This is a genomic window from Pseudomonas sp. TMW22080, assembly GCF_022496745.1.
Taxonomy (GTDB): Bacteria; Pseudomonadota; Gammaproteobacteria; order Pseudomonadales; family Pseudomonadaceae; genus Aquipseudomonas; species Aquipseudomonas bubulae.
In genome coordinates this window covers 517,973-541,408 of sequence record NZ_SCFF01000003.1, presented here as the reverse complement: position 1 = coordinate 541,408, position 23,436 = coordinate 517,973, and the positions used below count along the sequence as shown (strand labels likewise).

The window sequence follows — 23,436 nt, the reverse complement described above, 5'->3', positions numbered from 1 at the left end:
TCCACATGAAATTAGCCATTGTGACGGGCTGCCCCAACGGCATGGTGACCAGCGTGCTGTGCGCCCGTTTGCTTGATGCGGCGGCTCAGCGTCAGGGCTGGAGCACCAGCGTTGAAGTCCACGACCCCAAGCACCCTGAACGTCAGTTATCGGCGGCGACCATCGATGAAGCCGAGTGGGTGTTGCTGGTCAGCAGTACGCCGCTGGATATGCAGCGTTTTATCGGCAAGCGTGTGTTCCAGAGCACGCCGGCCCAGGCCCTGCAAGATGTAGAGGCGGTGTTGCAGCGTGGCGTGGAGGAGGCCGAGGTCTACGTTGCACCTGCGCCAACAGCTGCAGTTGAAAACGCGCAGAAAGCTCCAAAAATCGTCGCCATCACCGCCTGCCCGACAGGCGTGGCCCATACCTTTATGGCAGCCGAAGCCTTGCAGCAAGCGGCCAAGCGTTTGGGCTACGACTTGCAAGTCGAGACCCAGGGTTCGGTAGGCGCGCGCAACCCGTTGAGCGCCGAAGCCATTCGCGACGCCGATGTGGTGTTGCTGGCGGCAGATATCGAGGTGCCTACTGAGCGTTTTGCCGGTAAGAAAATCTACCGTTGCGGCACCGGCATCGCCCTCAAACAGGCGGAAGCTACGCTGAACAAGGCGTTGAGCGAAGGCCAGCAGGAGAGCGTTGCAGCTGCGGGCGGGGCGCCTGCCAAGCAGGAAAAGACCGGCGTCTACAAACATTTGCTGACGGGCGTTTCTTTTATGCTGCCGATGGTGGTGGCGGGTGGTTTGCTGATCGCGCTGTCTTTCGTATTTGGCATTGAAGCTTATAAAGAGCCCGGCACGCTGGCGGCGGCGCTGATGCAGATCGGTGGTGACGCCGCCTTCAAACTGATGGTGCCGTTGTTGGCGGGTTATATCGCCTACTCGATTGCCGACCGCCCGGGCCTGGCGCCGGGGATGATCGGCGGGCTGTTGGCGAGCACCTTGGGGGCCGGGTTTATCGGCGGGATCATTGCCGGTTTTATCGCCGGTTACTGCGCCAAGGCGATCAATCGCTATGCGCGTCTGCCGCAAAGCCTTGAAGCGCTGAAACCGATTTTGATCATCCCGTTGTTCGCCAGCCTGTTTACCGGTCTGGTGATGATTTACGTGGTGGGCAAGCCGGTTGCCGGAATGCTTGAAGGCCTGACCCACTTCCTCGACAGCATGGGCACCACCAACGCCATCCTGCTGGGTGTATTGCTGGGCGGGATGATGTGCGTTGACCTGGGTGGGCCGATCAACAAGGCGGCCTATGCGTTTTCGGTGGGGCTGCTGGCTTCGCAAAGTTATGCACCGATGGCGGCAACGATGGCGGCGGGCATGGTGCCGCCGATTGGCTTGGGTATTGCCACGTTCCTGGCGCGCCGCAAGTTCGCCCAGACTGAGCGTGAGGCGGGCAAGGCGGCGCTGGTGCTGGGGCTGTGCTTTATTTCCGAAGGTGCCATTCCATTTGCTGCCAAGGACCCGCTGCGGGTGATTCCGGCGAGCATCGTGGGGGGCGCGTTGACGGGGGCATTGTCGATGTACTTCGGTTGCAAGCTGATGGCACCGCACGGTGGCTTGTTTGTATTGCTGATTCCAAACGCGATCAACCATGCGCTGCTGTACTTGTTGGCGATCGTGGCGGGCAGCTTGGTGACGGCGGTGGTGTACGCGGTGATCAAGCGTCCGGAGCCGGTTGAGATGGCGCTGGAGACGGCCAAAGCATAAATCAATCCCCGCTCCCACAATGTCACCGCAAATCCAGTGGGAGCTGGTTCGCCTGCGATGCAGGCACTGGGGTCTGTCAGGCAAACCGTGGCGATGCCATCGCGAGCAAGCCCGCTCCCACAATGTCACCGCAAATCCAGTGGGAGCTGGTTCGCCTGCGATGCAGGCACTGGGGTCTGTCAGGCAAACCGTGGCGATGCCATCGCGAGCAAGCCCGCTCCCACAATGTCACCGCAAATCCAGTGGGAGCTGGCTTGCCTGCGATGCAGATACTGGGGTCTGTCAGGCAAACCGTGGCGATGCCATCGCGAGCAAGTCCGCTCCCACAAGAGCTGAGCAGCTTGTCCGACTAGTACACATCCCGCCGATAACGCCCTTGCTCGATCAGCCTCTCTACCGCTTCTGCCCCCAGCATGTCGATCAGCGCTTGATCCACACCCGCCGCCATTCCCTGCAAACTGCCACAGATATAAATCGCCGCGCCTTGGTCCAGCCATTGGCGTACCTGCTCGGCAGACTCGCGCAAGCGGTCCTGCACATACACTTTCTGCGCCTGATCCCGTGAAAACGCCAGATCCAGCCGCGCCAGATCGCCACTGGCCAACCAGCCCTGCAGCTCATCGCGGCAATAGAAGTCGTGCTCGGCATTACGCTCGCCAAAGAACAGCCAGTTGCGCTGCTGGCCCTGGGCAATCCGAGCCTTGAGCAAGCTGCGCAGCCCTGCCAGGCCGGTACCATTGCCGAGGAGAATCATTGGCACCGGTTCGGCCGGCAAATGAAAACCGCTGTTGCGGCGCACGCGCAGGCTGATCGCCGAGCCGACTGCGGCATGTTCGGTAAGCCAGCCCGAACCGATGCCCAGGCTGCCATCAGCATGCCGCTCCTGACGTACGATCAACTCCAGCAGACCGTCCTGCGGGATCGAGGCAATGGAGTATTCGCGCATGTTCAACGGGATCAGTGCGTCCACCAGTGCCTGGGCGTGCATGCCCACAAGATGGCCGCGATTTTCCGGCAGTTGTCGGCCAGCCAGGGCCTGAGCCAAAGTTTCCTGCAGGCCATCGAGTTGCACCGGAGTGTCAGCCGACAGCCCCAGCCCCTCCAGGAAGTGCTCAACCGCCCAGCTCGATTGCCGCGGCATCACTTCCACCAGATCACCGGCCTGCCACAGGCTGTTGGTGTCAGGCGCGCTGAGCCCCAACAGGTACACCCCCGAGCCACTGCTGCCGGGGTTGAGCAGCTTGCGCTCAGTCAGGGGCCAGTTGTTGTAACCAGGCGCCTGCCAGTTGGCATTCGGCGTGCCTCCGGTCAGTTGGCTAAGCTGCTGTTGCCATTGATGCAGGGCCTCGGCATCGCCGCTGTCCACCTGCACCGGGCTGAACAACGCTTGGGCACCGCGCTCGCTCAGCCAGTGCTGGATCCGCGTGGCAAAACCGCAAAAGTGCGGGTACTGACGATCGCCCAGTGCCAGCACCGAGTACTTGAGGCGGTTCAGTCCCAGAGGCTGGCCGAGGATCTTGCGTTCAAAGCCCCGCGCGCTATCAGGCGCTTCGCCATCGCCAAAGGTGCTCACCACAAACAGCGCGTTGCTGGCCTGTTGTAAATCGTTTTCGCTCAGGGCGGCCAAGGGCTGCACCCGTACCGGCAATCCGGCGGCTTGCAATTGCCCGGCGGTCTGCCAGGCCAGTTGCTCGGCAAAGCCGCTCTGGCTGGCAAAACCGATCAGCCAGGACGGCGTATCGCTGCTCGTAGCGGCAAAACCCTGGCGTGCCTGCTTGATCTGACGCTTTTTACGTCGACGGTCCAGATACAGCAACCAGCCGGTAATAAAGAACAGCGGCATGGTCAGGCTGGCTACGGTCACCAGCACGCGCCCGGTAATGCCCCAGTAACTGCCTGTGTGCAGCGCGTAAATGCTGGTCAGCAATTGTGCCTTGTAGGACTTGTCGTCATAACGATCGACTTTTTTGACGGCACCGGTGGCCGGGTCGAGCACAATCTGGTTGAACGCGCGCTCATGGGGTGAGGTGTTCAACAGGTAGAACACCGTGGCAGGCTGGCCGGCCACTGGCGGCATACGCACGTTGTACATGCTCAGCTCAGGCCCGGCGGTTTTCTGGATGCTGGCCCAAATGGCATCGTAATCGGCGACCGGAGCTGGCCCGGCTGGCCCGCCCTGACCACGGGGGCCGCGACCGCCGCCCTGGCGCTGCTCGCCGCTCGGGGCATCGGACAGGAGTTTTTGCAGGCCCTGGTTGTACCACTCATAGGACCACGACAAGCCGGTCAGTGCGGCCAGCAGATAAAAGACCATGCACCAGGTGCCCGCCACGGCGTGCAGATCCCAGTTGAAGCTGCGACCTTTTTTCGCCCAGTCCAGGGTCAGCCAGGTGCGCCAGTTAAGCGCCTGGCGCGGCCAGCGCAGGTACAGGCCCGACAGGCAGAAGAACACCAGCATCAGGGTGCAGGCGCCGGTGATCTGGCGACCGCTCTGGCCCATGGCCAGGAAACGGTGCAATTGCAGCATCAGGTCGAAAAAGCCCTGGCCGTTGGCCTCGCCCTGATAGGTACCGGTATAGGGGTCAACATAACGCAACTGGCCACGACGCTCGCCCGGTGGCGGGGTGAAGAAGATGCGTGCAGCGGTGCCGCTGTCCACGCCCACCCAGAGCATGGCGACTTGCTTGCCCTCGGTGGCCTCGACCCTGCGCACCAGCTCGGCCGGTGGCAGCACGCCGCTGTCGAGTTTCTCGACCTTGAGCACTGAAGGGTTGAGCAAGTTCAGCAGCTCGTCCTGAAACGACACCGTGGCACCGGTTATCCCCATCAGGGCCAGAACCAGCCCGGCGGTTATGCCGAAAAACCAGTGCAGCTGAAACAGTGTTTTCTTAAACACAACGACCGCCTTGCTTGCTCAATTGAATTCATCACGGCGCAGTATGCCGTGTACGTCTTTTTACACACAAAAGCCCCGACCATTGAATGGACGGGGCCTGGTTCAGCTCAACTTCGAGTTAGAAGTGGAAGCTGGTGGTCAACAGGGCAGTACGGCCCGCTGCCTGGCTGGCGAAATGCGCAGCGTAGGCTTTGTCGTAGTAGGTCTTGTCGGTCAGGTTTTGTACGTTCAGTTGCAGGTCGATGTTTTTGGTCAGCTTGTAGCTGGCCATTGCGTCGTAGCGAGTGTAAGCCGGCACGTAAACGGTGTTGGCCGTGTCGCCGTAGACTTCGTCAACATAGAACGCGCCGCCGCCGATGGTCAGCTTTGGCATCACTTCATAGGTTGTCCACAGGCTGAAGCTGTTTTTCGGGGTGTTCGGCATTTCGTTGCCTTTGTCCGAGACCGCTGCGGTATTGATAGTGCCGTTACGGTTGGCTTTCTGGCCTGGATCAACCAGCTCGCTTTTCAGGTAGCTGTAGCCTGCAAACACTTGCCATTTGTCAGTGATTTTACCGCTGGCCGACAGTTCCAGACCGTCAACGCGGGATTCACCGGCGTTTTCGTAGGTGAACGAGTCAGTCAGGACGCGAGTGTTTTTCTTCTCGGTACGGAAGATGGCTGCTGTCAGCGACAGACGATCGTGGAACACGTCCCACTTGGTGCCCAGTTCGTAGTTGACGGTTTCTTCCGGCTTCAGGTCGCTGGTGATGGTGCTGCCTGGGGCAACCAGGCCGTTGCCTTCAACGCCTTCACCCACCACGCCGCCTGGCGGTGTAGCCGAGGTCGCGTAGGACAGGTAAACGCTGCCGTTATCCAGTGGCTTCCAGACCAGGCCGGTCTGCCAGTTGAAGAAATGGCTGTCGTTTGAGGCCTTGGTACGACCGCTCGCCGCATTGGTATTGGCGGTGGTGCTGAATGCGTCGTAACGCAGGCCGGCGTTCAACAGCCACTTCGGATCAAGCTCGATGGTGTCGAATACGTAGGCAGCTTTGGTCACACCCACGGTGTTGGTGCCGTAGTAGTTACGCGCTTCAGTACCGGTCCACACATCGTTCGGGTTCGGGTTGGACAGCGAGGTGCACTGGCCGCCGCTGTTACCGACTTTATCCGGTGTACAGTTGGGGTTGCTGTTCGGGGTCACGGTGTAACCGCTGGCCCGAGTCTCTTCACGAGTGAATTCAACACCTGTGGAGTAGTTGTTCTTGAAACCCATGACCTGGAAGTTGCCGAACAGATCGGTCTGGTTGGTAGTGGTTTCAGTGGTCGAAACACGGGTGTTGGCGCGACGCCATACGGTACCGTACTGGTTGACGTTGTGCTGGCTGTCGTCCGGCTGGGTGAGAATGTAGTCCTGGCCGGTGTTGCCGTGACGGAAGGTGTTTTTCAGGGTCATCGCATCGTTGAAGTCATGCTCGAACGAGATGGTGCTGATGTCCACGCGGGTCTTGCGGAAGTCACGGTCTTTCAAGCCGTAGAAGTTTTTGCTGTCGCCGCCATCGTCCGGTTTGTCGTGGGCGTGAACAGCGGTCTTGGAGCTGTTGCTGTAGCCGTATGGAATGCCCGAGTCCGGCAGGTCGTTGCTTTCCAGGTGGTAATAGCTGACGTTCAGGCGGTTTTCAGTGCCCAGGCCGAAGGTCAGCGATGGCGCTACGCCCCAGCGGTCGTAGTTGACCGACTCACGGCCAGCGACATTCTGCTCGTGGCTCATCAGGTTCAGGCGGAACGCTGCGGTGTCCAGGAACTGGCGGTTTACATCCAGGGTGTAGCGGCGGGTCTGGTCGGAGCCGTAGGTGAAGCCGCCGTTGAGGAAGTCACCCGCCTTGGCGGTCTTGCTCACCATGTTCAGGCTGCCGCCAGCCGAGCCACGACCACCAAAGGTGGAGTTCGGGCCTTTGCTGACTTCGATCGATTCGATGTCGAAGATTTCCCGGGTCTGGCCGCCAGCATCGCGCACGCCGTCCAGGTACATATCGGATTGTGCGTCAAAACCACGGATAAATGGACGGTCGCCCTGTGGGTTGCCGCCTTCGCCTGCGCCGAAGGTGATGCCCGGTACGGTGCGCAATGCATCCTGCAGCGAAGTGGCTGCGGTGTCCTGCAGCACTTGCTGTGGGATCACGGTGACAGAGCGCGGGGTATCTACCAGGGGCGCTGTGTATTTTTGGGAGCTGGCTTTTTCGGTTTGATAAGACTGCTCGGTCTGTTCACCGGTAACCGTGGTCGCGCCAAGGGAAATACTGCTGCCCTGTGCCTTGCTGTCAGTGCTCTCGGCAGCCTGAACCATATGGCCTGCCGAGGTCGCGGTAATCGCGACACCGATGGCCGAAGCCAGTAAACGCGGTGAGCTGACGGGTATTTTTATTTGTTGGCGCGACATTTGAAGATCCCTTCCCCCAGAATTTGAGCCGCGAAATATATGGCAAACAATTCTGACTATCAATTGAGAGGCATTACTATTTGCGCTGAATTTACATTCTTTACAAATTGCCTTTACGGTTTTTTCACACTCGTTCGTCTACAGGTCTCTTAACAAAGTTTTACACAGACAATAAGAATCAATACCATTGCCATCCCTTTGCTATCAGGTATTGCGTCATGTTGCTGCATATCCCCGGCTTGTTCTCCCGTGAAGAGGTGCAGCGCATCCGTGAGGCGCTGCAGCAGACGCAATGGGCTGACGGTAAAATCACCGCCGGCTTTCAATCGGCCAAGGCCAAGCACAATCTGCAACTGCCCGAAGACCATCCCCTCGCCAAGGAGATCGGCGCGGCGATGGTAGACAGGCTGTGGAAAAATCCGCTGTATATGTCGGCGGCCCTGCCACACAAGGTCTTCCCGCCGTTGGTGAACTGCTACACCGGGGGCGGCAGTTTCGACTTCCATATCGACAATGCCGTGCGCCAGCCCAAGGGCAGCCCTGAACGGGTGCGTACTGATCTGTCGGCGACCCTGTTTTTCAGTGACCCCGAGGAGTACGACGGCGGCGAACTGGTGATTCAGGACACCTATGGTGTGCAGCAGGTCAAACTGCCTGCTGGCGATATGGTCTTGTACCCCGGTACCAGTTTGCACAAGGTCAATGCCGTTACCCGTGGGGCACGTTTTGCGTCGTTCTTCTGGACTCAGAGCCTGGTACGCGAGGACAGTCAGCGCACGTTGCTGTTTGAAATGGACGGCGCGATCCAGCAACTGACCCGTGACGTTCCTGATCATCCATCGCTGATCCAGCTCACCGGCACTTATCACAACCTGTTGCGTCGCTGGGCCGAGGTGTAATTCATGAGCTTTCAATTACGCCGCGAAGAAGTACTCAATGGTGACCAGCTGAGCGCCATGTTGAGCGAGAACCCGGCCAAAGCGGCCCAGGCCATTTTGATGGCGGCCAAAGAGGGCATCGTCGATGGTCAGGCGTTGCTGGGGCAGATCCTGCTCGACGGCCAGGGCATCGAGCGCGACCCGGTGCTGGCCAAGCGCTGGTTTCAGATTGCGGCCAATGCCGGCCACTTGATGGCCCGCAACATGCTGGGTCGCTGCTGGGAGCATGGTTGGGGCGGGCCCGTCGACTGCACCCTGGCAAGCCTGGAATATCGACAAGCCGCTGAAGCTGGACTGGATTGGGCGCTCTACAACTACGCCAACTTGCTCGCTACCGGTCGCGGCGTAACCCAAGACCAGAACGCGGCGTACCAGCTGTACCGGGTGGCGGCACAGGCGGGCCATGCCAAGTCGATGAACCTGCTGGGGCGTTACCTCGAAGAAGGCGAGCATTGCCCGGCCGACAAAGCCGAGGCCTGTCTCTGGTACGAGCGCTCGGCACGCGGCGGTGATTTTCGTGGCCAGTTCAGCCATGCCTCGGTACTGGCCGAAGACGGCAATATTGATGACGCGTTGCGCTGGTTCGAGCGTGCCCTGAATGGCGGCAATCTGAACTTCTTGCGGGTGACCCTGGGCACCCTGCTAGAGGCTCGGGAACCCCGTATCCGGGCACTGAGCGCTGCCTGGCAAGTGCGTATCGATGCCTTGCAGGGCAACAACGGCTGACCGTGATTACACCGTCAAAGTTAATGCTCGTACGCGGCTTTCAAGCGTGTCCTAGCCAATAACTGTTTATTCGGGTAATTATTCATTTTTATTTTTGTCCCGGTCTTACAGGTACTCGGGTAGTTCGGTTATTGATGGATGCTCTTTGAGAAGTGATGCTGTTCGAACAGGATCATTTTTTAAAGGGAATTAATATGCAGGTTGATAATAAGGCGTTCAGCAACAGTGCTGAGGAGGCCAGATCGCTTGAGAAAATGAGCGTTCTGGAAGCGGCTATCTATTTGCCATCGCATTATATTCAAATGCTGGCCGGTGAAAAAGATTCCGCTGTTTCAAAGGAAGAATTGGGTTTTATTATCCGGCGCAGTGATATTCACAGTGTTCGAGCCTATGTGAGTGAATCACGCAAGTTACCCGTGGATTACAACAAGATTGTGGCCTGGTTTGGTCTGGACACTACAAGTGTTCCGGGGCTAGAACCCGCCAGTATTCAGTCTTTTCATCAACGCGTCGTGCAGCATGCCGGCAGCTGGTCGGCGCTCGAGCGGGAAACAAAGGAACTTGCTCGCCAACTGAACCGGTTCTCGGACAGTTTCATTACCCATGCCAATGGCATCATTGAGTTAATAAACAGGCTGGATTCCGATCGGCTGTTCTCTGGTGGGCTGGACGATCTGACGGCCGCGGAAACCGCGCAGTTGGCTGATGGGCTTAGCTCTACAGAGCTCAAGGCAGTCACCATCATGCGCGAACATGTAAAGTCGATCAAAAGCAGCACCGAGTCCTATATAAAAAGAGCCTACGCAGTGGGGGCATTGGCGGCCGAGTTTGAGCGCGTCCTGTCCGATGAATTGACTCATGAAGTCAATGCCAAACTGGATGCCTATGCCAAAGCGGGCCTTTCCAGGGACCGTGAAACACTGACTGCGCGCATCAAAGAGCTGGACAGCGAAATCGAGCGATTGATAAGGGATTACAGGTCTCAGGTTTTGTACGGGCACTCAGGGATTTTTCTGGGGCCTATCGGCTTGGCTGTCACAGGCGGGATATTCGGGGTAAAGGCCGAAGCAATACGCACACGAAAAAACAAACTGATTGCCGAGCGTGACATTGCCAGGCAAGGCAGCCAGGAGCAAGAGCAACTCGCGATGGTGCTGGATGCCACCCAGCAGCGTTTTACCGACTTGCGCAGTCGCATGCTGGGAGCGGAAGAGGGCGCCAAGCGTCTGGCGCAAGTATGGAGCTATATCAGTAACTACCTGGATGAAGTTGATCATGAATTGGGGTACGTGGATTCTTTTGGTCGCTTATACAAACTTAAAGTTGATTTTGCACAGCTGCTGAATCCGTGGAAGCGTGTTAAGGATTACAGCGTGCAAATATCCAATGCATTTAATGAGATTATTGAAAAGCGTATTTGAAAAGGAAGTCACAATATGAATGCGGGCGTCGATGAAGTGGAGTATGAAACCCCTGATATGCCAGGTGTTTTCAGCGGGCTAAAAAAGTTTAATGCTGTGGCGGTCAGTCATGAATACGATTTTATTCCATCGTTGCAGGAGCGTTTAAGCCTGGCGGCCAGATGCTTGAGTCGTGGTGCGCGCAGTATTGTCGACAAGGTGCGTAGCCTTGAAGTAATGGTGGACAGTGCGGGTTTTGATGAACTGGCGGAACAATGGGCAGCCATTCACACTCATGGCCCATTAACACCAGAGGCTCGCACCTCTGCAATCCATATTCTGAATGAAACTTTCACTCAGCGAAGCCGGCGCCTGGTGAGTGCTGTTGCGGCGGCCAAAGCGCAAATAGCATTGCGTACTGCCGAAGGCGAGGGACTGAATCTCGAACACTATTCCGATCCGCTGCTGGCGTATGACGTGGCCAGGCTGGATGAACTGGAGCAACAGGCGATTACGCTGCAACTGGAAGAAGATCAATTGCGTGCGGACAAACAGGTTGTCGTCGCGGCTCTGGAGATCCTTCAGTCCAGGACCTGGCTTGATCATGCAAGGGATTTGCTGCCTGGTATTGAACAAATTCAGGTACTTGTGACAACAGCTGCAGTGGGAAAGGTCGAGGCGGATGTGGTGACTGCCGCCATTGAGCGTATAACGCAGTACCTGGGTTTTATTGACAGTGGGTACAGGATGTTTTCGCTGATTGAAGCACGCAACAAAATCACCGACAAACTGGCTGATTTGAGCATGCGTAAATCCAGGGACAAGTCAGACAGGCGCGTGCTCAAGGAGCGCGCTGAAAAAATAAGGCGTCACGCAGAGCTGGTTGAGGCGCGGGCGTACTGGGTCGACAACATGAAGCGGATTGCCAACGGGTTGACCGTGTTTTCCGCTCGGGTCAATGCAGCCATTGATGCAAATGAGCACTCGATGGTGCAAGCCTCGGCAGAGCTGGCGGGTTTTCTGCGTTTCTTACGGCACATCAGCCGATAGGGGCTGCCCCCCGCACGCTTGCGCGGGGGGCCAGTTGTTACAGGTAGAACGATTTCAGCGGCGGGAAGCCATTGAACTCAACGGCGCTGTAGCTGGTGGTATAGGCACCGGTCGACAACCAGTACAGGCGATCGCCGATGGCCAGGTTCAGGGGCAGGCCGTATTTGTAGTTTTCGTACATGATGTCGGCGCTGTCACAGGTTGGGCCGGCGATGACCACTTCTTCCATCTCGCCTTTCTTTTCAGTCCAGATCGGGAACTTGATGGCTTCGTCCATGGTTTCGATCAGACCAGAGAATTTGCCCACGTCGGTATACACCCAACGCTCGACGGCGGTGCGCGATTTACGCGCGACCAAAACCACTTCACTGACCAGGATGCCTGCGTTGGCAATCAGCGAACGGCCCGGTTCCAGAATGATTTCTGGCAGGTCGTCACCGAAGTCTTCTTTCAGGAAACGAATGATTTCTTCGGCGTAGGTTTCCAGGCTGTTGGTACGGGTGATGTAGTTGGCCGGGAAGCCGCCGCCCATGTTGATCAGCTTGAGGACGATGCCGTCTTCTTCTTTCAGACGCTCGAAGATCACCTTGACCTTGGCGATGGCTGCGTCCCACACGCTAATGTCACGTTGCTGCGAACCTACGTGGAACGAAATGCCGTAAGGCACCAGACCCAGGTCACGGGCCAGAATCAGCAGGTCCATGGCCATATCGGTCTGGCAGCCGAATTTTCGCGACAGAGGCCAGTCAGCGGTGGTCGAACCTTCGGTAAGGATGCGCACGTAAATCTTGGCGCCCGGCGCGGCCTTGGCAATGTTGCGCAAGTCGGCTTCGGAGTCGGTGGAAAACAGACGCACGCCTTTCTCGTAGAAATAACGAATGTCTTTGGATTTCTTGATGGTGTTGCCGTAGCTGATGCGGTCCGGGCTGACGCCGCGGTCCATGACTTTATCCAGCTCATAGATCGACGCGATATCGAAGCTCGAACCTTTGTCGCGCAGCAGATCAATGATTTCGACGGCCGGGTTGGCCTTCACCGCGTAATACACCTTGGCGAATTCGAAGCCTGCGCGCAGGTCATCGTAAGCCTTGCTGATCATGGCGGTATCGATCACCACAAACGGTGTTTCCTGGGTGTCAGCGAACGCCTTCATTTTGTTGAAGGTGTCGCGCGCGTAATAGTCTTCGACCTGGATCGACATGCTGGGGAACTCCTGTGGCAAACGTCATCAATAAATGGGTGCAGCTGAACATCCTCCGTATCCCCACTTTGGTTCGCCTACTTCCCAAGGCATGTCCGCCGAAAGCAAATAAGGTAAATGGACCTTGCTGTCTCGTCGTCAGTACTTGAGCCGGATGGATCGTTTCCAGCATGGATGTTCGGCGCGAACTTTAGGGCGTGACTGCGCTTAGATCAACAAAAAATGTCGCAATTTTATAAGCCTTCGTCGTGGGGCCAAAGTGAGCCATTTAAGTAACCGACCTTGATGACGGTGTGATGTTCCCCCGGTGGCTTTTTTGGCCGTTGCCAAACAGACGAAGCCCGCCATTGGGCGGGCTTCGGTAGTTGCATGTTGAAGCAGGGCTTACCTTGGGGGAAGGAACAGGCCAGGTCTCAAAATGCAGTACTCAAGGTCAACGACAGGCTGCGCGGATCACCGTATATGGCGCCAGCGTAGAAGCCGTAGCGGGTGTAGTAGGTTTTGTCGAAGAGGTTGTTGGCGTTCAAGGTAACGGCCGTATCTTCGGTGAGGTCGTATTTGGCCATTGCGCTCCAGATGGCATAACCTGCCCAGGTCACATCGGTGGGGCCGCGGCTTACACCGTCTGTGGGAATGCCTGCCGGAGTAGAGGTGGCGCGAATGCTGGTTTGCGCGGTGACACCGGTACCCACGGTCAAGCGATCAAGAGCACCCGACAGGCGGTAGGTGGTTGAAGCCTTGAACAGGTGCGACGGGTCACTTTGGCCGTCGGCGTTAAGGCGACGAAAGTGCAGATAGGTGTAGCCACCGTAGACATTCCAGTTGGGCGTCAACGCGCCGGAGACTTCGAGGTCGATACCTTCTGTCTCTACGCCGGTGCCGGTCGTGTAGGCCTGGGCTCCGGTGGGCGTCAGGTTGGCGCCATCGGTCACTGCCTTGTTTTCCTGGCGGGTCAGGAAGTAGGCAGCTTGCGCATTGACCTGACCGTCAAACCATTCTCCTTTAATACCGGTTTCATAACTCTGGCCGCGAATCGGCTCGAGCTTGTTGCCGCTGGCGTTTTCTTCGCTTTGCGGGCTGAAGATATCGGTGTAGCTGGCGTACAGCGAGTAGGTGTCGTTGAGGTCATACACCGCCCCCAGGTAAGGCGTGACGATACCGTTTTGTTGTTGATTGCTGCGCACTCCGGCGGTCGACACCGTGGTGCTGCTGTAATCGCTGATGCGCGCGCCCAGGATCACCGACAACGGCTCGGTAATGCTCAGGCGGGTGGCCGCATACATGCCTTGCAGGCGGGTGGTGGTTTTGCTGTGCAGGCCGGTTTTGTAAGCGTTGATCCGGTAGTCGCTATCGACCCCGTTGTGCCAGTCGGTAATCGGGAAACCGTTGTTTGCCCGGAACTGGCACCCCAGCGCGCTAGGGCTGGTGCGGTCATCGCTGACCATATTGCAACGATATTGAGGTGACCAGGCGACGGTGCGACTGTCGTTGTAGCCGAACATGGCCTGGTGGGTGCGTCCGAACAGGCTGAAAGGTCCGGTCACGTCGACTTGTGCCGATTGCTGGGTCGTGTCGGTGGAGCTGTGCAGGCCATTGAGAATGGCCCCGCTACCATCCTGGTTCCAGTAACCGCCGAATGCGCCGCCACCTATGGAGTTGACCTTGGCCAGCCCGCGGTGATTCAACGCATCGGTGGTGCTTTGCGCCGCTTTGACGTTGAGCGTCCAGTCATTATCAAAGCGATGCTCCAGCGAGCCGAACGCTGTACGCGTGGTGTACTCGCCAAAACTCCAGCTGGGCACCACGTTGGTGCTGCGCGGCAAGCTTGTTTTACTGCCATCGCCGTACCAGATAGGGATGTTCGCGCCCCAGCCGCCGCCCACGATCTTGTAGTACTCATATTGATAGCCGGCACCGAGGGTCGTGGCATCCGTCAGGTCAAACTCGACATTGGCCAGCGCGGCCCGCGAACGCTCGGACTGTTGATCGCGGAAAGAGTTGGCGTCCTCTTGCGTCATGACCAGGCGAGAGCGCAATCGGCCATCTTCAGACAAGGGCAGGTTCAGGTCAGCGCCCAGGCGTCGCTTGTCCCAACTGCCATAGGTGGCGTATGCACTGCCGCCGAACTCGTAGCCAGGGCGTTTGCGGATCAGGTTGACGGTGGCCGATGGGTCGCCGGTGCCGCCCAGCAGGCCATTGGCGCCGCGTACGATGTCGATACGCTCGTACATATCCATGTTCAGCGAGCTGCCTGCGCCACTGAAGTCCGAGCCGCCCTGAAACTGCAGGCCGTCGGTTTTCCAGTTGGTAATCGGATAGCCGCGTGCGCGGTACTCGGTGCGTCCGCCCACTTCTGACTTGCTCATGGTGACGCCGGGTGCGCTGTCCAGCGCTTGCTCGATATTGGTGATCTGGCGGTCTGCCATTTGTTCCTGGGTGATGGTGGTGACCGATTGTGGCGTTTGGCGCGGGGTGAGTTTCATGCCCGTGGAACTGGTGGTGCTCTTGACGGTGTAACCCAGTTGGCCGGTGTTTTCATCGGCTGATGGCTGGGTACCTTCGACATTCAGGGTGTCCAGTTCAATCGTCCCCGCTATTGCCGGTTGGCTGGCCAAGCCGACCATGGCGCTGAGGCTGATAGCGGCCATGAGCGCGGCCTGGTTGCGGGGTGCATTTCGGCGAGCCGGGGTGGTTAGCATCAAAGGTCGTGCTGAGAGATCCGTCATCATGCCCTGCGTTGTCATTGGTAATACTTCGTATTTGCAGATAATGTTTGGTAGCATTTTAGGTATCACGCCGCCAGGCACTATTACGGATATGTGTGGGTATGTAATGGAATGTAATGAGCGCCATGTTTTACCCACGTCAAAACCTCCCGTGGCCGCCAAAACGCTGTTGGTGGTGGATGACGATGATGAAATTCGCGAGTTGTTATGTGATTACCTGAGTGAGAACGGCGACCATGTGCTGGCAGCAGCCGATGGCCTTGAGATGTGGGCGCAGTTGGAGCGCCAGGCTGTCGATCTGGTCGTGCTCGACGTCATGCTGCCGGGAGAAGACGGCCTGAGTCTGTGTCGCCAGCTTCAATCGCGCCCCGGCCTTAGCGTGATCATGCTTTCCGCCAAGGGATCAGCGCTGGATCGCATCATTGGCCTGGAGGTTGGTGCCGACGATTATTTGACCAAGCCTTTCGAGCCCCGTGAGCTGGTGGCCAGAATCAAGGCGGTGCTGCGCCGGCAAGCACGGGCCGAGCCCATCGCGGATCGCCCGGTCACGACCCACCGCGACTTCGTCGGCTATCGCCTCGATTATGTAAAGCGCCTGTTACACACCCCGGGTGGCCAGACCCTGACCTTGCCGCGCTCCGACTTCAGGGTGTTGCGTGATTTGCTCCAGGCCCGTGAACAAGTGTTGTCGCGTGATCAATTGACACTCAGTGCGATGGGACGAGAATACTCGCCCGACGACCGCTCGATCGACATGTGCATCAGCCGTCTGCGCCAGCATTTCAAGGAGGGGCACGTCCAGATACTGACCGTGCGTAATGAAGGTTACCTGCTAAGTGTCTACAGCCCTGAAGCGGCGGTTTAACCAGGTGCGCAATGCTCTGGTGCGGGGGGTGATGCGCCTGTGGCCCAAAACCCTGTTCGGCCAACTGACGCTGATTCTGGTCAGCGGCACGCTGGCTATTCAATTGTTGTCGAGCAGCATCTGGTTCGATGTGCGCTATGCGCAAGTCCTCGAAGCGCCTGTCCGGTTGATGGCCAGCCGAACGGCACAATTGATTAACCAAGACAGTTGCATTGCGGGGCAACCCCAGACAGCACCGGCCAATTACACGGCCAGGTGCCTGGCCACGAAACCCGATACTCAACCCGGCAATGATCGCGCGGCCCGACGCACGGCTTTGCTGTTGAAACAGGCACTGGCGTATGAGTTGGGCTATGCGCCAGCGGTTGAGATGATAGAGGTCGACCTGACCGATGCATCCGGTCAGCCGCTGGTCTGGCGCAGCCTTTTTGGCCTGCAAACGGCCACCGCCCATGTGGATTTCGCGGTGCCCCTGGCCGATGGTCATTGGTTGAGTATCGAGGGGCACGAGTTGCAGGGCTGGAGCGGCGAGTCAGCATGGGCGTTAATTGCCGACTACATTCTGCGGGTCTATGTGGTGCGCATTATCGGCGTCATCGGGATGTGCTGGCTGGCTGTGCGACTGTGCCTGCGCCCTCTAAAACGGCTCAGTGACGCCGCGAATGCGTTGGGCGATAACCTTGATCAGACGCCGTTGGCGATTGAAGGGCCTCTGGAAGTCCGCCAGGCCGCCCAGATGTTTAACACCATGCAGAAACAGATTGTCGCGATGGTCAATGACCAGAGTTTTTTTCTGGCGGCAGTGTCCCACGATCTGCGAACGCCGTTGACCCGCATGCGTTTACGCATTGAGCGGTTGAGCGATCTCGATCAGCGTGAGCGCTTGAAGCAAAACATTTATCAAATGGACAAGATGATTACTCAGGTACTCGTCTATCTGCAGAGTGCCAACCAACACACATGCCAGTTTATTGATCTCGACAGCGTATTGCGCAACCTGTGTACCGAGTTGTCGACACCCGCCGAGCCATTGCCAGTCAGCGGCCGGGGCGGGATGCTCTACGCAAACGGCGTGTTGCTGCACCGTTGCTTGCAGAACTTGCTGGTGAACGCGCAGGCCTATGCCCGGGAAATAACGATTGAGGTCGAGCGCTCGTCAAGCGGTGTGACGTTGCGAGTCAATGATCGCGGGCCTGGTATAGCGCAATCTGTTCTGCATTCAGTCACCGATCCGTTCGTACGTGCGGATACCTCACGCAATGATCAATCTGGCGGTTTTGGACTGGGGCTTAGTATCGCCAGGCGTATTGCCGTCAGCCATAAGGGCAGCCTGGTGCTTGGCAATCGTGAAGGGGGAGGTTTGACCGCCTGTATTTTCTTGCCGCTCAGGGAGGGTGAGGGCGCAAGCGCTCAGGCAAAGGCTTGAGAGCAACTCAACACGTCGGAACTTCAAAAGCCTTGACCCGGGGGTAGAGAGATCTATTTGAGTCACCGACCTTGATGCCGAGCTGATGTACCACACTTCATGAATCGAGCCGCCACGGTTTGGCCCTTGTCGCCGAATCTGGGAGCTCTAGCATGGGCTGACCATTAGAAGGAGCAGCCTCATGTTCGCCGGTTTTAACACAGTACAGCGCCAGGTCAATGGCGTGCAGATTGCCTTCCGGGTCGGCGGTCACGGGCCGGGGTTGCTGTTGATTCACGGGCACCCGCAGACGCACGTGATCTGGCACAAGGTTGCCGGGCAATTGGCCGAGCACTTCACAGTGGTCGTGGCCGATTTGCGTGGCTACGGTGACAGTGAAAAGCCCGAAGCGGTAGCCGACCATAGCAACTACAGCAAGCGTGAAATGGCCCGTGACTCGCTGAGGCTGATGAGCAGCCTGGGTTTCGAGCAGTTTTCGGTACTGGCCCATGACCGTGGCGCGCGAGTTGCCCATCGTCTGGCGCTGGACCATCCGCAGGCGATTACCCGCCTGGTCATGCTCGACATTGCGCCGACGCTGGCTATGTACGCGCAAACCAATGAGGCCTTTGCCCGTGCTTACTGGCACTGGTTCTTCTTGATTCGCCCGGCGCCGTTGCCTGAACGCCTTATCGAGGCCGATCCTGAACAGTACCTGCTCAGCGTGATGGGCAGCCGCAGTGCGGGCTTGCAACCGTTTACGGCCCAAGCGCTGGCTGAATACGTGCGCTGCATCAAACTGCCGGGCGCGGCGCGAGGGATCTGCGAAGACTATCGTGCCAGCGCCGGGATTGACCTTGAGCATGACCGCGAGGACATTGCCGCGGGTCGGTATTTGAATATGCCCGTGTTGCTGTTGTGGGGCGCGGAGGGCACGGTGGGGCGTTGTTTCGACCCGCTTGGCGAATGGCAGAAAGTCGCGACCGATGTGCGTGGCCAGGCGTTGCCCTCCGGGCACTACATTGCCGAAGAAGTCCCTGAACTGCTGCTTGAACATGTGCTGCCTTTTCTGCGCTGAGCTATTCTGTACGCTCTTGCCGCCAAGCCGCTCATGACCATGCCGCCAATAAAATACAGTGCGCCGTTGCCTGAAGACCTGCGGGTCTTCCTCACGGTGGTGCGCAAAGGTGGCTTTGCCGCAGCGGCAGAAGAGCTGGGGTTGTCTCCAGCCTATGTCAGCAAACGTATTCAAATTCTCGAAACTACCCTGGGCAGTCGCTTGCTGCATCGCACCAGCCGCCGTATCGCGCTGACCGATGACGGCGAGCGGGTGCAGCGCTGGGCGGTACGGATTCTGGATGATGTTCAGCAGCTACAGGATGAGCTGTCCGAAGCGCATTCGGCCCCGCGTGGACGCTTGCACGTATGCAGTACTTTCGGTTTTGGCCGCAACCATGTGGCGCCTGCCATTTCGTTGCTGGCCGAGCAGTACCCCGAGCTGGAGATTCGCCTCGACGTGTTTGATCGAGTGGTGAATATCGTCCATGAAGGCTTCGATCTGGAGATTCATGTGGGCGATGACATTCCGGGCCAGCATATCGGGCGCCGGCTGGTGACCAACAATCGCGTGTTGTGCGCTTCCCCTGACTACCTCAAGCGCCGGGGTGTACCTCAACATCTGGAAGACCTGGGGCAGCACGATTGCCTGGTGCTTAAAGAGCGCGACAACGCGTTTGGTATCTGGCAACTGCAAGGCCCGGAAGGCGAAGCCAGCGTGCGCGTCAGCGGGCCGTTGTCGTCTAACAGTGGCGAGATAGTGTTGCAGTGGGCACTGGACGGGCGTGGCGTGTTGCTGCGCTCGATGTGGGATGTCAGGCCACTGCTGGAACAGGGCAGGTTGGTGCAGGTACTGCCTGATTACTGGCAAAGCGCTGACGTGTGGGCGGTGTACCCGACACGGCTGGCTAACTCGGGCAAGCTGCGGGTGTGTGTGGAGTTTTTGCAGAAGCAGTTGGGGCGCTTGTGACCTCTGCCGTGAGGGCGCTTTTCAGCTCAACCAAGGGTTGGCCTGCAAGTGCCGCTCTTGGAACTCGCGAATCTGCCGACTGCGTTGCAAGGTGCTGCCAATGGCATCCAGTCCCTGCAACAGCGCGGTTTTACGCAGGCCGTCGATCTGGAACTCAACCGTTGAACCATCGGCCAGACAAATGCTTTGGCTCGGCAGGTCAACGGCAATTTCAGCCGTGTCTGCGTGGCTGATAGTGGCCCTAGCGCCTGCACCTGCGCCTCTTCCAGGGTAATCACCAACACCCCGTTACGCTGGCAGTTGTCATAAAAGATCCCGGCGAAGCTGCTGCCAATCAAGGCCCGGATACCGAGTTGCTTCAATCCCCAGACCGCATGTTCACGGCTGGAGCCACAGCCAAAATTCGGCCCGGTGACTAAAAAGCGTGCCTCTTGCCAGCCCGGCTGATTAAGGACGAACGCCGGGTTCGGCTCGCCCGAAGGCAGGAAACGCAGGTCAAAAAACAGACCGCAATCCAGTCCGTTGCGATCAATGCCTTTAAGAAACTGCTTGGGCATGATCACATCGGTATCGATGTTGGCCGCGAGCATCGGTGCTGCCTTGCCGCTGACGGTGGTGAAAGGTTGCATGCTCAGACTCTCCCTGACAGTTGGCGAACGTCGACCAGATGGCCGGTAATGGCGGCGGCCGCGACCATCGCCGGGCTCATCAAATGGGTGCGTGCCCCGGCGCCCTGGCGGCCTTCGAAGTTGCGATTGGTACTGGAGGCGCAGCGGTCGCCGGGGGCGAGTACGTCATCATTCATGGCCAGGCACATGGAACACCCTGACTGGCGCCACTCAAAACCGGCGTCGATAAAGATCGCGGCCAACCCTTCGGCCTCGGCCTGATCACGCACCTGAGTCGACCCCGGCACGATCATCGCCCGCACATGCGTGGCCACTTTCTGGCCGCGCACCACCTGTGCGGCGTCACGTAAATCTTCAATGCGGGCGTTGGTGCACGAACCGATAAAGGCATGGCTGATCACCACTTCATTGAGCGGCGTGCCAGCCTCCAGGCCCATGTAGTTCAAGGCCCGGCGCATGTCCTGACGCAAGATCAAGTCGCTGATCGCCTGTGGGTCCGGCACGCGGCTGCCAATGGCGGCGGCCTGATCGGGGCTGGTGCCCCACGTGACCATCGGTTGCAGGTCAGAGGCGTCCACTTGCACCTCTTGATCGAACTGCGCGTCGGGGTCGCTATAAAGCAGGCACCAATGCTCAACCGCTTGTTCCCACAACTCGCCTTGTGGGGCACGGGGTTTGTCTTTGAGGTAGGCGTACACCTTGTCATCGGGCGCCATAAAAGCACCGCGGGCACCGGCTTCCACGGCCATGTTGCAGATGGTCATGCGCGCTTCGACGCTCAATGCATCGATGGTCGAGCCGGTAAATTCAATGGCATAGCCGGTGGCGCCTGAAGCGCCGATTTTGGCGATCAGGGCCATGATCAGGTCTTTTGACGTCAGCCCCAGGCCCAGCGCGCCCTGGACGGTCACTCGCATGCTTTTCAGACGTTTGTAGACCAGTGTCTGAGTGGCCAGCAGGTGCTCGATTTCAGAGGTGCCGATACCAAAGCCGAAGGCACCCAGCGCGCCATAAGTCGTGGTGTGACTGTCGCCTGCGGCGATCATCATGCCGGGCAGGATGAAGCCTTGCTCGGGGGCGATAACGTGTTCGATCCCCTGGCGCTGGTCGAGCACATCGAACAGCTCGATGCCAAACTTTTCGCAGTTCTGTTGCAGATACGACACCTGCAAAGCGCCGCCTGCATCGGCCATGGCGGCCACGCGCACGGGGGCGGTCGGGTTCACATGGTCAACCACCGCCAGGGCGGTTTCCGGGCGCCACACTTCGCGCCCGGCTTCACGCAAACCACTGAAGGCTTGCGGGCTGGTGTATTCGTTAATGACCTGACGGTCTATGTATAGCAAGACGTGACCTTGATCATCGAGCGCGCACACGGTGTGCGCATCAATGTGCTTGTCGTAGAGGGTTTTGGCATGGGGCATGGTGATGGCTCGCAGCGGGAGGCGTGCGAACCATCATAAGGACGCGGGGAGCACCATCAATGGCGATGCAGTGATGGCTCAGAACATGATTCGTGTTGGATACAACTGGTTGTAGCCGCTGCCGCAGGCTGCGCAACCCGGCGCAGTCTGCGGCAGCGGCTACAGGGGTCAAGCGGAAGCTATTTCAGCCGGTGAAACAATGCTGGTCTTGGCGCCACGCGAACGACCCGAACTCAGGTACGCCGCAATCGATTCTTGCGTCACCTCGCCCTGGAACACGCGTTCGGCGTCCATCACCGGCAACCACGAGCGGTTGAACTCGTACATGCGCGACAGCAGGATGCGCAAATGTTCTTCCGACGCAGCGGTCGCGGTGAACTCCCGCAGGAACTGGCCACAGGTGCCTGTCTGACGATGCAGGTCACGACGACGTACATACCCCAGTGCCTTGTTGTCGGCACAGGTGACCACCACGTAGCGACGGTCCAGTTCGTCCATCAGTTCCAGGGCTTCCGCCACCGGGGTTTCCGGGCTCACCGATGGCGCGTTGTCTGCGGCATCTTCGGCCTTGACCAGCAGCAGGCGCTTGAGGGTGCTGTCCTGGCCGACAAAGTTGCTCACGAAGTCGTCCGCCGGGTGAGCGAGCAGGGTATCCGGGTGGTCCATTTGCAACAGTTTGCCGCCACGGAAGATGGCGATCTTGTCGCCCAGTTTGATCGCTTCGTCGATGTCGTGGCTGACCATGATTACGGTCTTGTTCAGCGCGCGCTGCATCTCGAAGAATTCGTTCTGGATCATCTCGCGGTTGATCGGGTCCACCGCACCAAACGGTTCATCCATCAGCAGCAGCGGCGCATCGGCCGCCAGGGCGCGGATCACGCCGATTCGTTGCTGCTGACCACCAGACAGTTCGCGCGGATAACGGTTGAGGTATTGCTTGGGCTCCAGCTTGATCATGCTCATCAGTTCGCGGGCACGGTCATGGCACTTTTGCTTGTCCCACCCCAGCAGGCGCGGAACGATGGTGATGTTCTCCTCGATGGTCATGTTGGGGAACAGGCCGATCTGCTGGATCACATAACCAATATTGCGACGCAGGGTTACCGGGTCGAGGTCAGTGGTGTCTTCGCCATTGATAAGGATCTTGCCCGACGTGGGCTTGATCAGACGGTTGATCATTTTCAGCGTGGTGCTTTTGCCGCAGCCCGAAGGCCCGAGGAATACGCAGATTTCGCCTTCATTGACGGTCAGGTTTACCGAGTCCACGGCCTTTACATCTTTGCCGTTGCTTTGGAATGTTTTGCTGAGGTTTTGAAGTTCGATCATTTGAGCAGTCCTTTTGGAGTCAGCGAGCGTTGCAGCCATTGCAGAAGCAGGTCGGCGATGATGGCCAGAACACTGACCAACACGGCGCCTACGATCAGCATCGACATGTCGCTACGGCTGATTGCAGCAAGAATAAGTACACCCAGACCACCGGCACCGATGGTGGCGGCAATGGTCATGACGCCGATGTTCATGACCACGGCGGTACGCACACCGGCCAGAATCACCGGCACGGCGATGGGCAGTTCAACCATGCGCAGGCGCTGGCTGAAGGTCATGCCGATACCGCGAGCGGCTTCGCGAATACCCGGTTCCACGCCGGTGAGGGCCAGGAAGGTGTTACGCATGATCGGCAGCAGTGAGTACAAAAACACGGCGGTAATGGCCGGCATAGGGCCAAGGCCCTGGCCGAACTTCGAGTAGAACGGCAGCAGCAGGCCGAACAGGGCAATTGACGGAATGGTCAGCAGCACCGTGGCGCTGGCTTGCAGCGGGCCGGCCAGTGACGGAAAGCGTGTCATCAGCACGCCCAGCGGCACGCCGATCAGGATTGCCAGAATCACGGCAATGCCGACCAGGGTGATGTGCTGCAAGGTCAGATGCAGAACAAGCGACCAGTCCATGTGGGAAAAGGCGTTTAAAAATTCCATGTCTTCTCCTCTT

Annotated in this window: 16 protein-coding genes and 1 pseudogene; 9 read left to right on the top strand and 8 right to left on the bottom strand. The window is 58.4% G+C overall.

Annotated features, from left to right (window positions below; genetic code table 11):
* The first annotated feature begins 5 nt into the window (after positions 1-5).
* Complete coding sequence (locus EQV96_RS12750) at positions 6-1,742, top strand: PTS fructose-like transporter subunit IIB (protein ID WP_240882088.1); 1,737 nt, start codon at positions 6-8, stop codon at positions 1,740-1,742.
* Positions 1,743-2,091: 349 nt separating this feature from the next.
* Here the strand turns inward: EQV96_RS12750 and EQV96_RS12745 are convergent, their stop codons facing one another.
* Positions 2,092-4,638 carry a sulfite reductase flavoprotein subunit alpha gene (locus EQV96_RS12745; RefSeq protein ID WP_178102597.1) on the bottom strand — a complete coding sequence of 849 codons (2,547 nt, stop codon included), beginning with the start codon at positions 4,636-4,638 and terminating at the stop codon, positions 2,092-2,094.
* 118 nt (positions 4,639-4,756) lie between these two features.
* Positions 4,757-7,057, bottom strand: a complete 2,301-nt coding sequence (locus EQV96_RS12740) for a TonB-dependent siderophore receptor (RefSeq protein ID WP_095001597.1) — start codon at positions 7,055-7,057, stop codon at positions 4,757-4,759.
* Between the two features lie 218 nt (positions 7,058-7,275).
* Between EQV96_RS12740 and EQV96_RS12735 the strand changes: the two genes are divergently transcribed.
* The 4 genes from EQV96_RS12735 (at position 7,276) to EQV96_RS12720 (ending at position 11,171) form a co-directional block, all read left to right on the top strand.
* Positions 7,276-7,956 carry a Fe2+-dependent dioxygenase gene (locus EQV96_RS12735; protein WP_095001596.1) on the top strand — a complete coding sequence of 227 codons (681 nt, stop codon included), beginning with the start codon at positions 7,276-7,278 and terminating at the stop codon, positions 7,954-7,956.
* Between the two features lie 3 nt (positions 7,957-7,959).
* Positions 7,960-8,721: a tetratricopeptide repeat protein gene (locus EQV96_RS12730; RefSeq protein WP_095018272.1), complete on the top strand. Its 762-nt coding sequence runs from the start codon at positions 7,960-7,962 to the stop codon at positions 8,719-8,721.
* Positions 8,722-8,876: 155 nt separating this feature from the next.
* Positions 8,877-10,142, top strand: a complete 1,266-nt coding sequence (locus EQV96_RS12725) for an alpha-xenorhabdolysin family binary toxin subunit A (protein WP_240882087.1) — start codon at positions 8,877-8,879, stop codon at positions 10,140-10,142.
* Between the two features lie 15 nt (positions 10,143-10,157).
* Complete coding sequence (locus EQV96_RS12720) at positions 10,158-11,171, top strand: alpha-xenorhabdolysin family binary toxin subunit B (protein ID WP_095025461.1); 1,014 nt, start codon at positions 10,158-10,160, stop codon at positions 11,169-11,171.
* Positions 11,172-11,208: 37 nt separating this feature from the next.
* Here the strand turns inward: EQV96_RS12720 and EQV96_RS12715 are convergent, their stop codons facing one another.
* Positions 11,209-12,372 (bottom strand): type III PLP-dependent enzyme, encoded by a 1,164-nt coding sequence (locus EQV96_RS12715; protein ID WP_095001593.1) that lies wholly within the window; start codon positions 12,370-12,372, stop codon positions 11,209-11,211.
* Positions 12,373-12,785: 413 nt separating this feature from the next.
* Entirely contained in the window at positions 12,786-15,020 is a 2,235-nt protein-coding gene (locus EQV96_RS12710; RefSeq protein WP_240882086.1) for a TonB-dependent siderophore receptor, read from the bottom strand.
* Between the two features lie 184 nt (positions 15,021-15,204).
* Here EQV96_RS12710 and EQV96_RS12705 point away from each other — a divergent pair, with 184 nt between their 5' ends.
* From EQV96_RS12705 to EQV96_RS12690, 4 genes are all read left to right on the top strand, one after another.
* Positions 15,205-15,963, top strand: a complete 759-nt coding sequence (locus EQV96_RS12705) for a response regulator (RefSeq protein ID WP_095001591.1) — start codon at positions 15,205-15,207, stop codon at positions 15,961-15,963.
* 19 nt (positions 15,964-15,982) lie between these two features.
* The gene (locus EQV96_RS12700) at positions 15,983-17,389 is read left to right on the top strand and encodes an ATP-binding protein (RefSeq protein WP_240882142.1); all 1,407 of its coding nucleotides are present in this window, start codon (positions 15,983-15,985) and stop codon (positions 17,387-17,389) included.
* A 181-nt stretch (positions 17,390-17,570) separates the two neighbouring features.
* Positions 17,571-18,446: an alpha/beta hydrolase gene (locus tag EQV96_RS12695; RefSeq protein ID WP_095001589.1), complete on the top strand. Its 876-nt coding sequence runs from the start codon at positions 17,571-17,573 to the stop codon at positions 18,444-18,446.
* Between the two features lie 39 nt (positions 18,447-18,485).
* Positions 18,486-19,394 carry a LysR substrate-binding domain-containing protein gene (locus EQV96_RS12690; protein ID WP_217902873.1) on the top strand — a complete coding sequence of 303 codons (909 nt, stop codon included), beginning with the start codon at positions 18,486-18,488 and terminating at the stop codon, positions 19,392-19,394.
* Between the two features lie 21 nt (positions 19,395-19,415).
* Here EQV96_RS12690 and leuD read toward each other — a convergent pair.
* The 4 genes and pseudogenes from leuD to EQV96_RS12670 all read right to left on the bottom strand — a co-directional run bounded on the left by leuD (position 19,416) and on the right by EQV96_RS12670 (position 23,423).
* Positions 19,416-20,029, bottom strand: a pseudogene (gene leuD / locus EQV96_RS12685) (3-isopropylmalate dehydratase small subunit).
* Positions 20,026-21,447: a 3-isopropylmalate dehydratase large subunit gene (gene leuC / locus EQV96_RS12680; RefSeq protein WP_240882085.1), complete on the bottom strand. Its 1,422-nt coding sequence runs from the start codon at positions 21,445-21,447 to the stop codon at positions 20,026-20,028. The pseudogene leuD and the gene leuC overlap by 4 nt, the downstream one beginning before the upstream one ends.
* Positions 21,448-21,615: 168 nt before the next feature.
* Entirely contained in the window at positions 21,616-22,773 is a 1,158-nt protein-coding gene (locus EQV96_RS12675; RefSeq protein WP_095001585.1) for an ABC transporter ATP-binding protein, read from the bottom strand.
* The gene (locus EQV96_RS12670) at positions 22,770-23,423 is read right to left on the bottom strand and encodes an ABC transporter permease (protein ID WP_095001584.1); all 654 of its coding nucleotides are present in this window, start codon (positions 23,421-23,423) and stop codon (positions 22,770-22,772) included. Before EQV96_RS12670 ends, EQV96_RS12675 begins: the two co-directional genes overlap by 4 nt.
* Between the last annotated feature and the right edge of the window lie 13 nt (positions 23,424-23,436).

Excerpts from the sequence above, each read along its gene's own strand:
- EQV96_RS12750 (WP_240882088.1), top strand. The coding sequence starts at position 6 with ATGAAATTAGCCATTGTGACGGGCTGCCCCAACGGCATGGTGACCAGC.
- EQV96_RS12740 (WP_095001597.1), bottom strand. The coding sequence starts at position 7,057 with ATGTCGCGCCAACAAATAAAAATACCCGTCAGCTCACCGCGTTTACTG.
- EQV96_RS12735 (WP_095001596.1), top strand. The coding sequence starts at position 7,276 with ATGTTGCTGCATATCCCCGGCTTGTTCTCCCGTGAAGAGGTGCAGCGC.
- EQV96_RS12730 (WP_095018272.1), top strand. The coding sequence starts at position 7,960 with ATGAGCTTTCAATTACGCCGCGAAGAAGTACTCAATGGTGACCAGCTG.
- EQV96_RS12725 (WP_240882087.1), top strand. The coding sequence starts at position 8,877 with ATGCTGTTCGAACAGGATCATTTTTTAAAGGGAATTAATATGCAGGTT.
- EQV96_RS12720 (WP_095025461.1), top strand. The coding sequence starts at position 10,158 with ATGAATGCGGGCGTCGATGAAGTGGAGTATGAAACCCCTGATATGCCA.
- EQV96_RS12715 (WP_095001593.1), bottom strand. The coding sequence starts at position 12,372 with ATGTCGATCCAGGTCGAAGACTATTACGCGCGCGACACCTTCAACAAA.
- EQV96_RS12710 (WP_240882086.1), bottom strand. The coding sequence starts at position 15,020 with ATGGCCGCTATCAGCCTCAGCGCCATGGTCGGCTTGGCCAGCCAACCG.
- EQV96_RS12705 (WP_095001591.1), top strand. The coding sequence starts at position 15,205 with ATGGAATGTAATGAGCGCCATGTTTTACCCACGTCAAAACCTCCCGTG.
- EQV96_RS12695 (WP_095001589.1), top strand. The coding sequence starts at position 17,571 with ATGTTCGCCGGTTTTAACACAGTACAGCGCCAGGTCAATGGCGTGCAG.
- EQV96_RS12690 (WP_217902873.1), top strand. The coding sequence starts at position 18,486 with ATGCCGCCAATAAAATACAGTGCGCCGTTGCCTGAAGACCTGCGGGTC.
- leuC (WP_240882085.1), bottom strand. The coding sequence starts at position 21,447 with ATGCCCCATGCCAAAACCCTCTACGACAAGCACATTGATGCGCACACC.
- EQV96_RS12675 (WP_095001585.1), bottom strand. The coding sequence starts at position 22,773 with ATGATCGAACTTCAAAACCTCAGCAAAACATTCCAAAGCAACGGCAAA.
- EQV96_RS12670 (WP_095001584.1), bottom strand. The coding sequence starts at position 23,423 with ATGGAATTTTTAAACGCCTTTTCCCACATGGACTGGTCGCTTGTTCTG.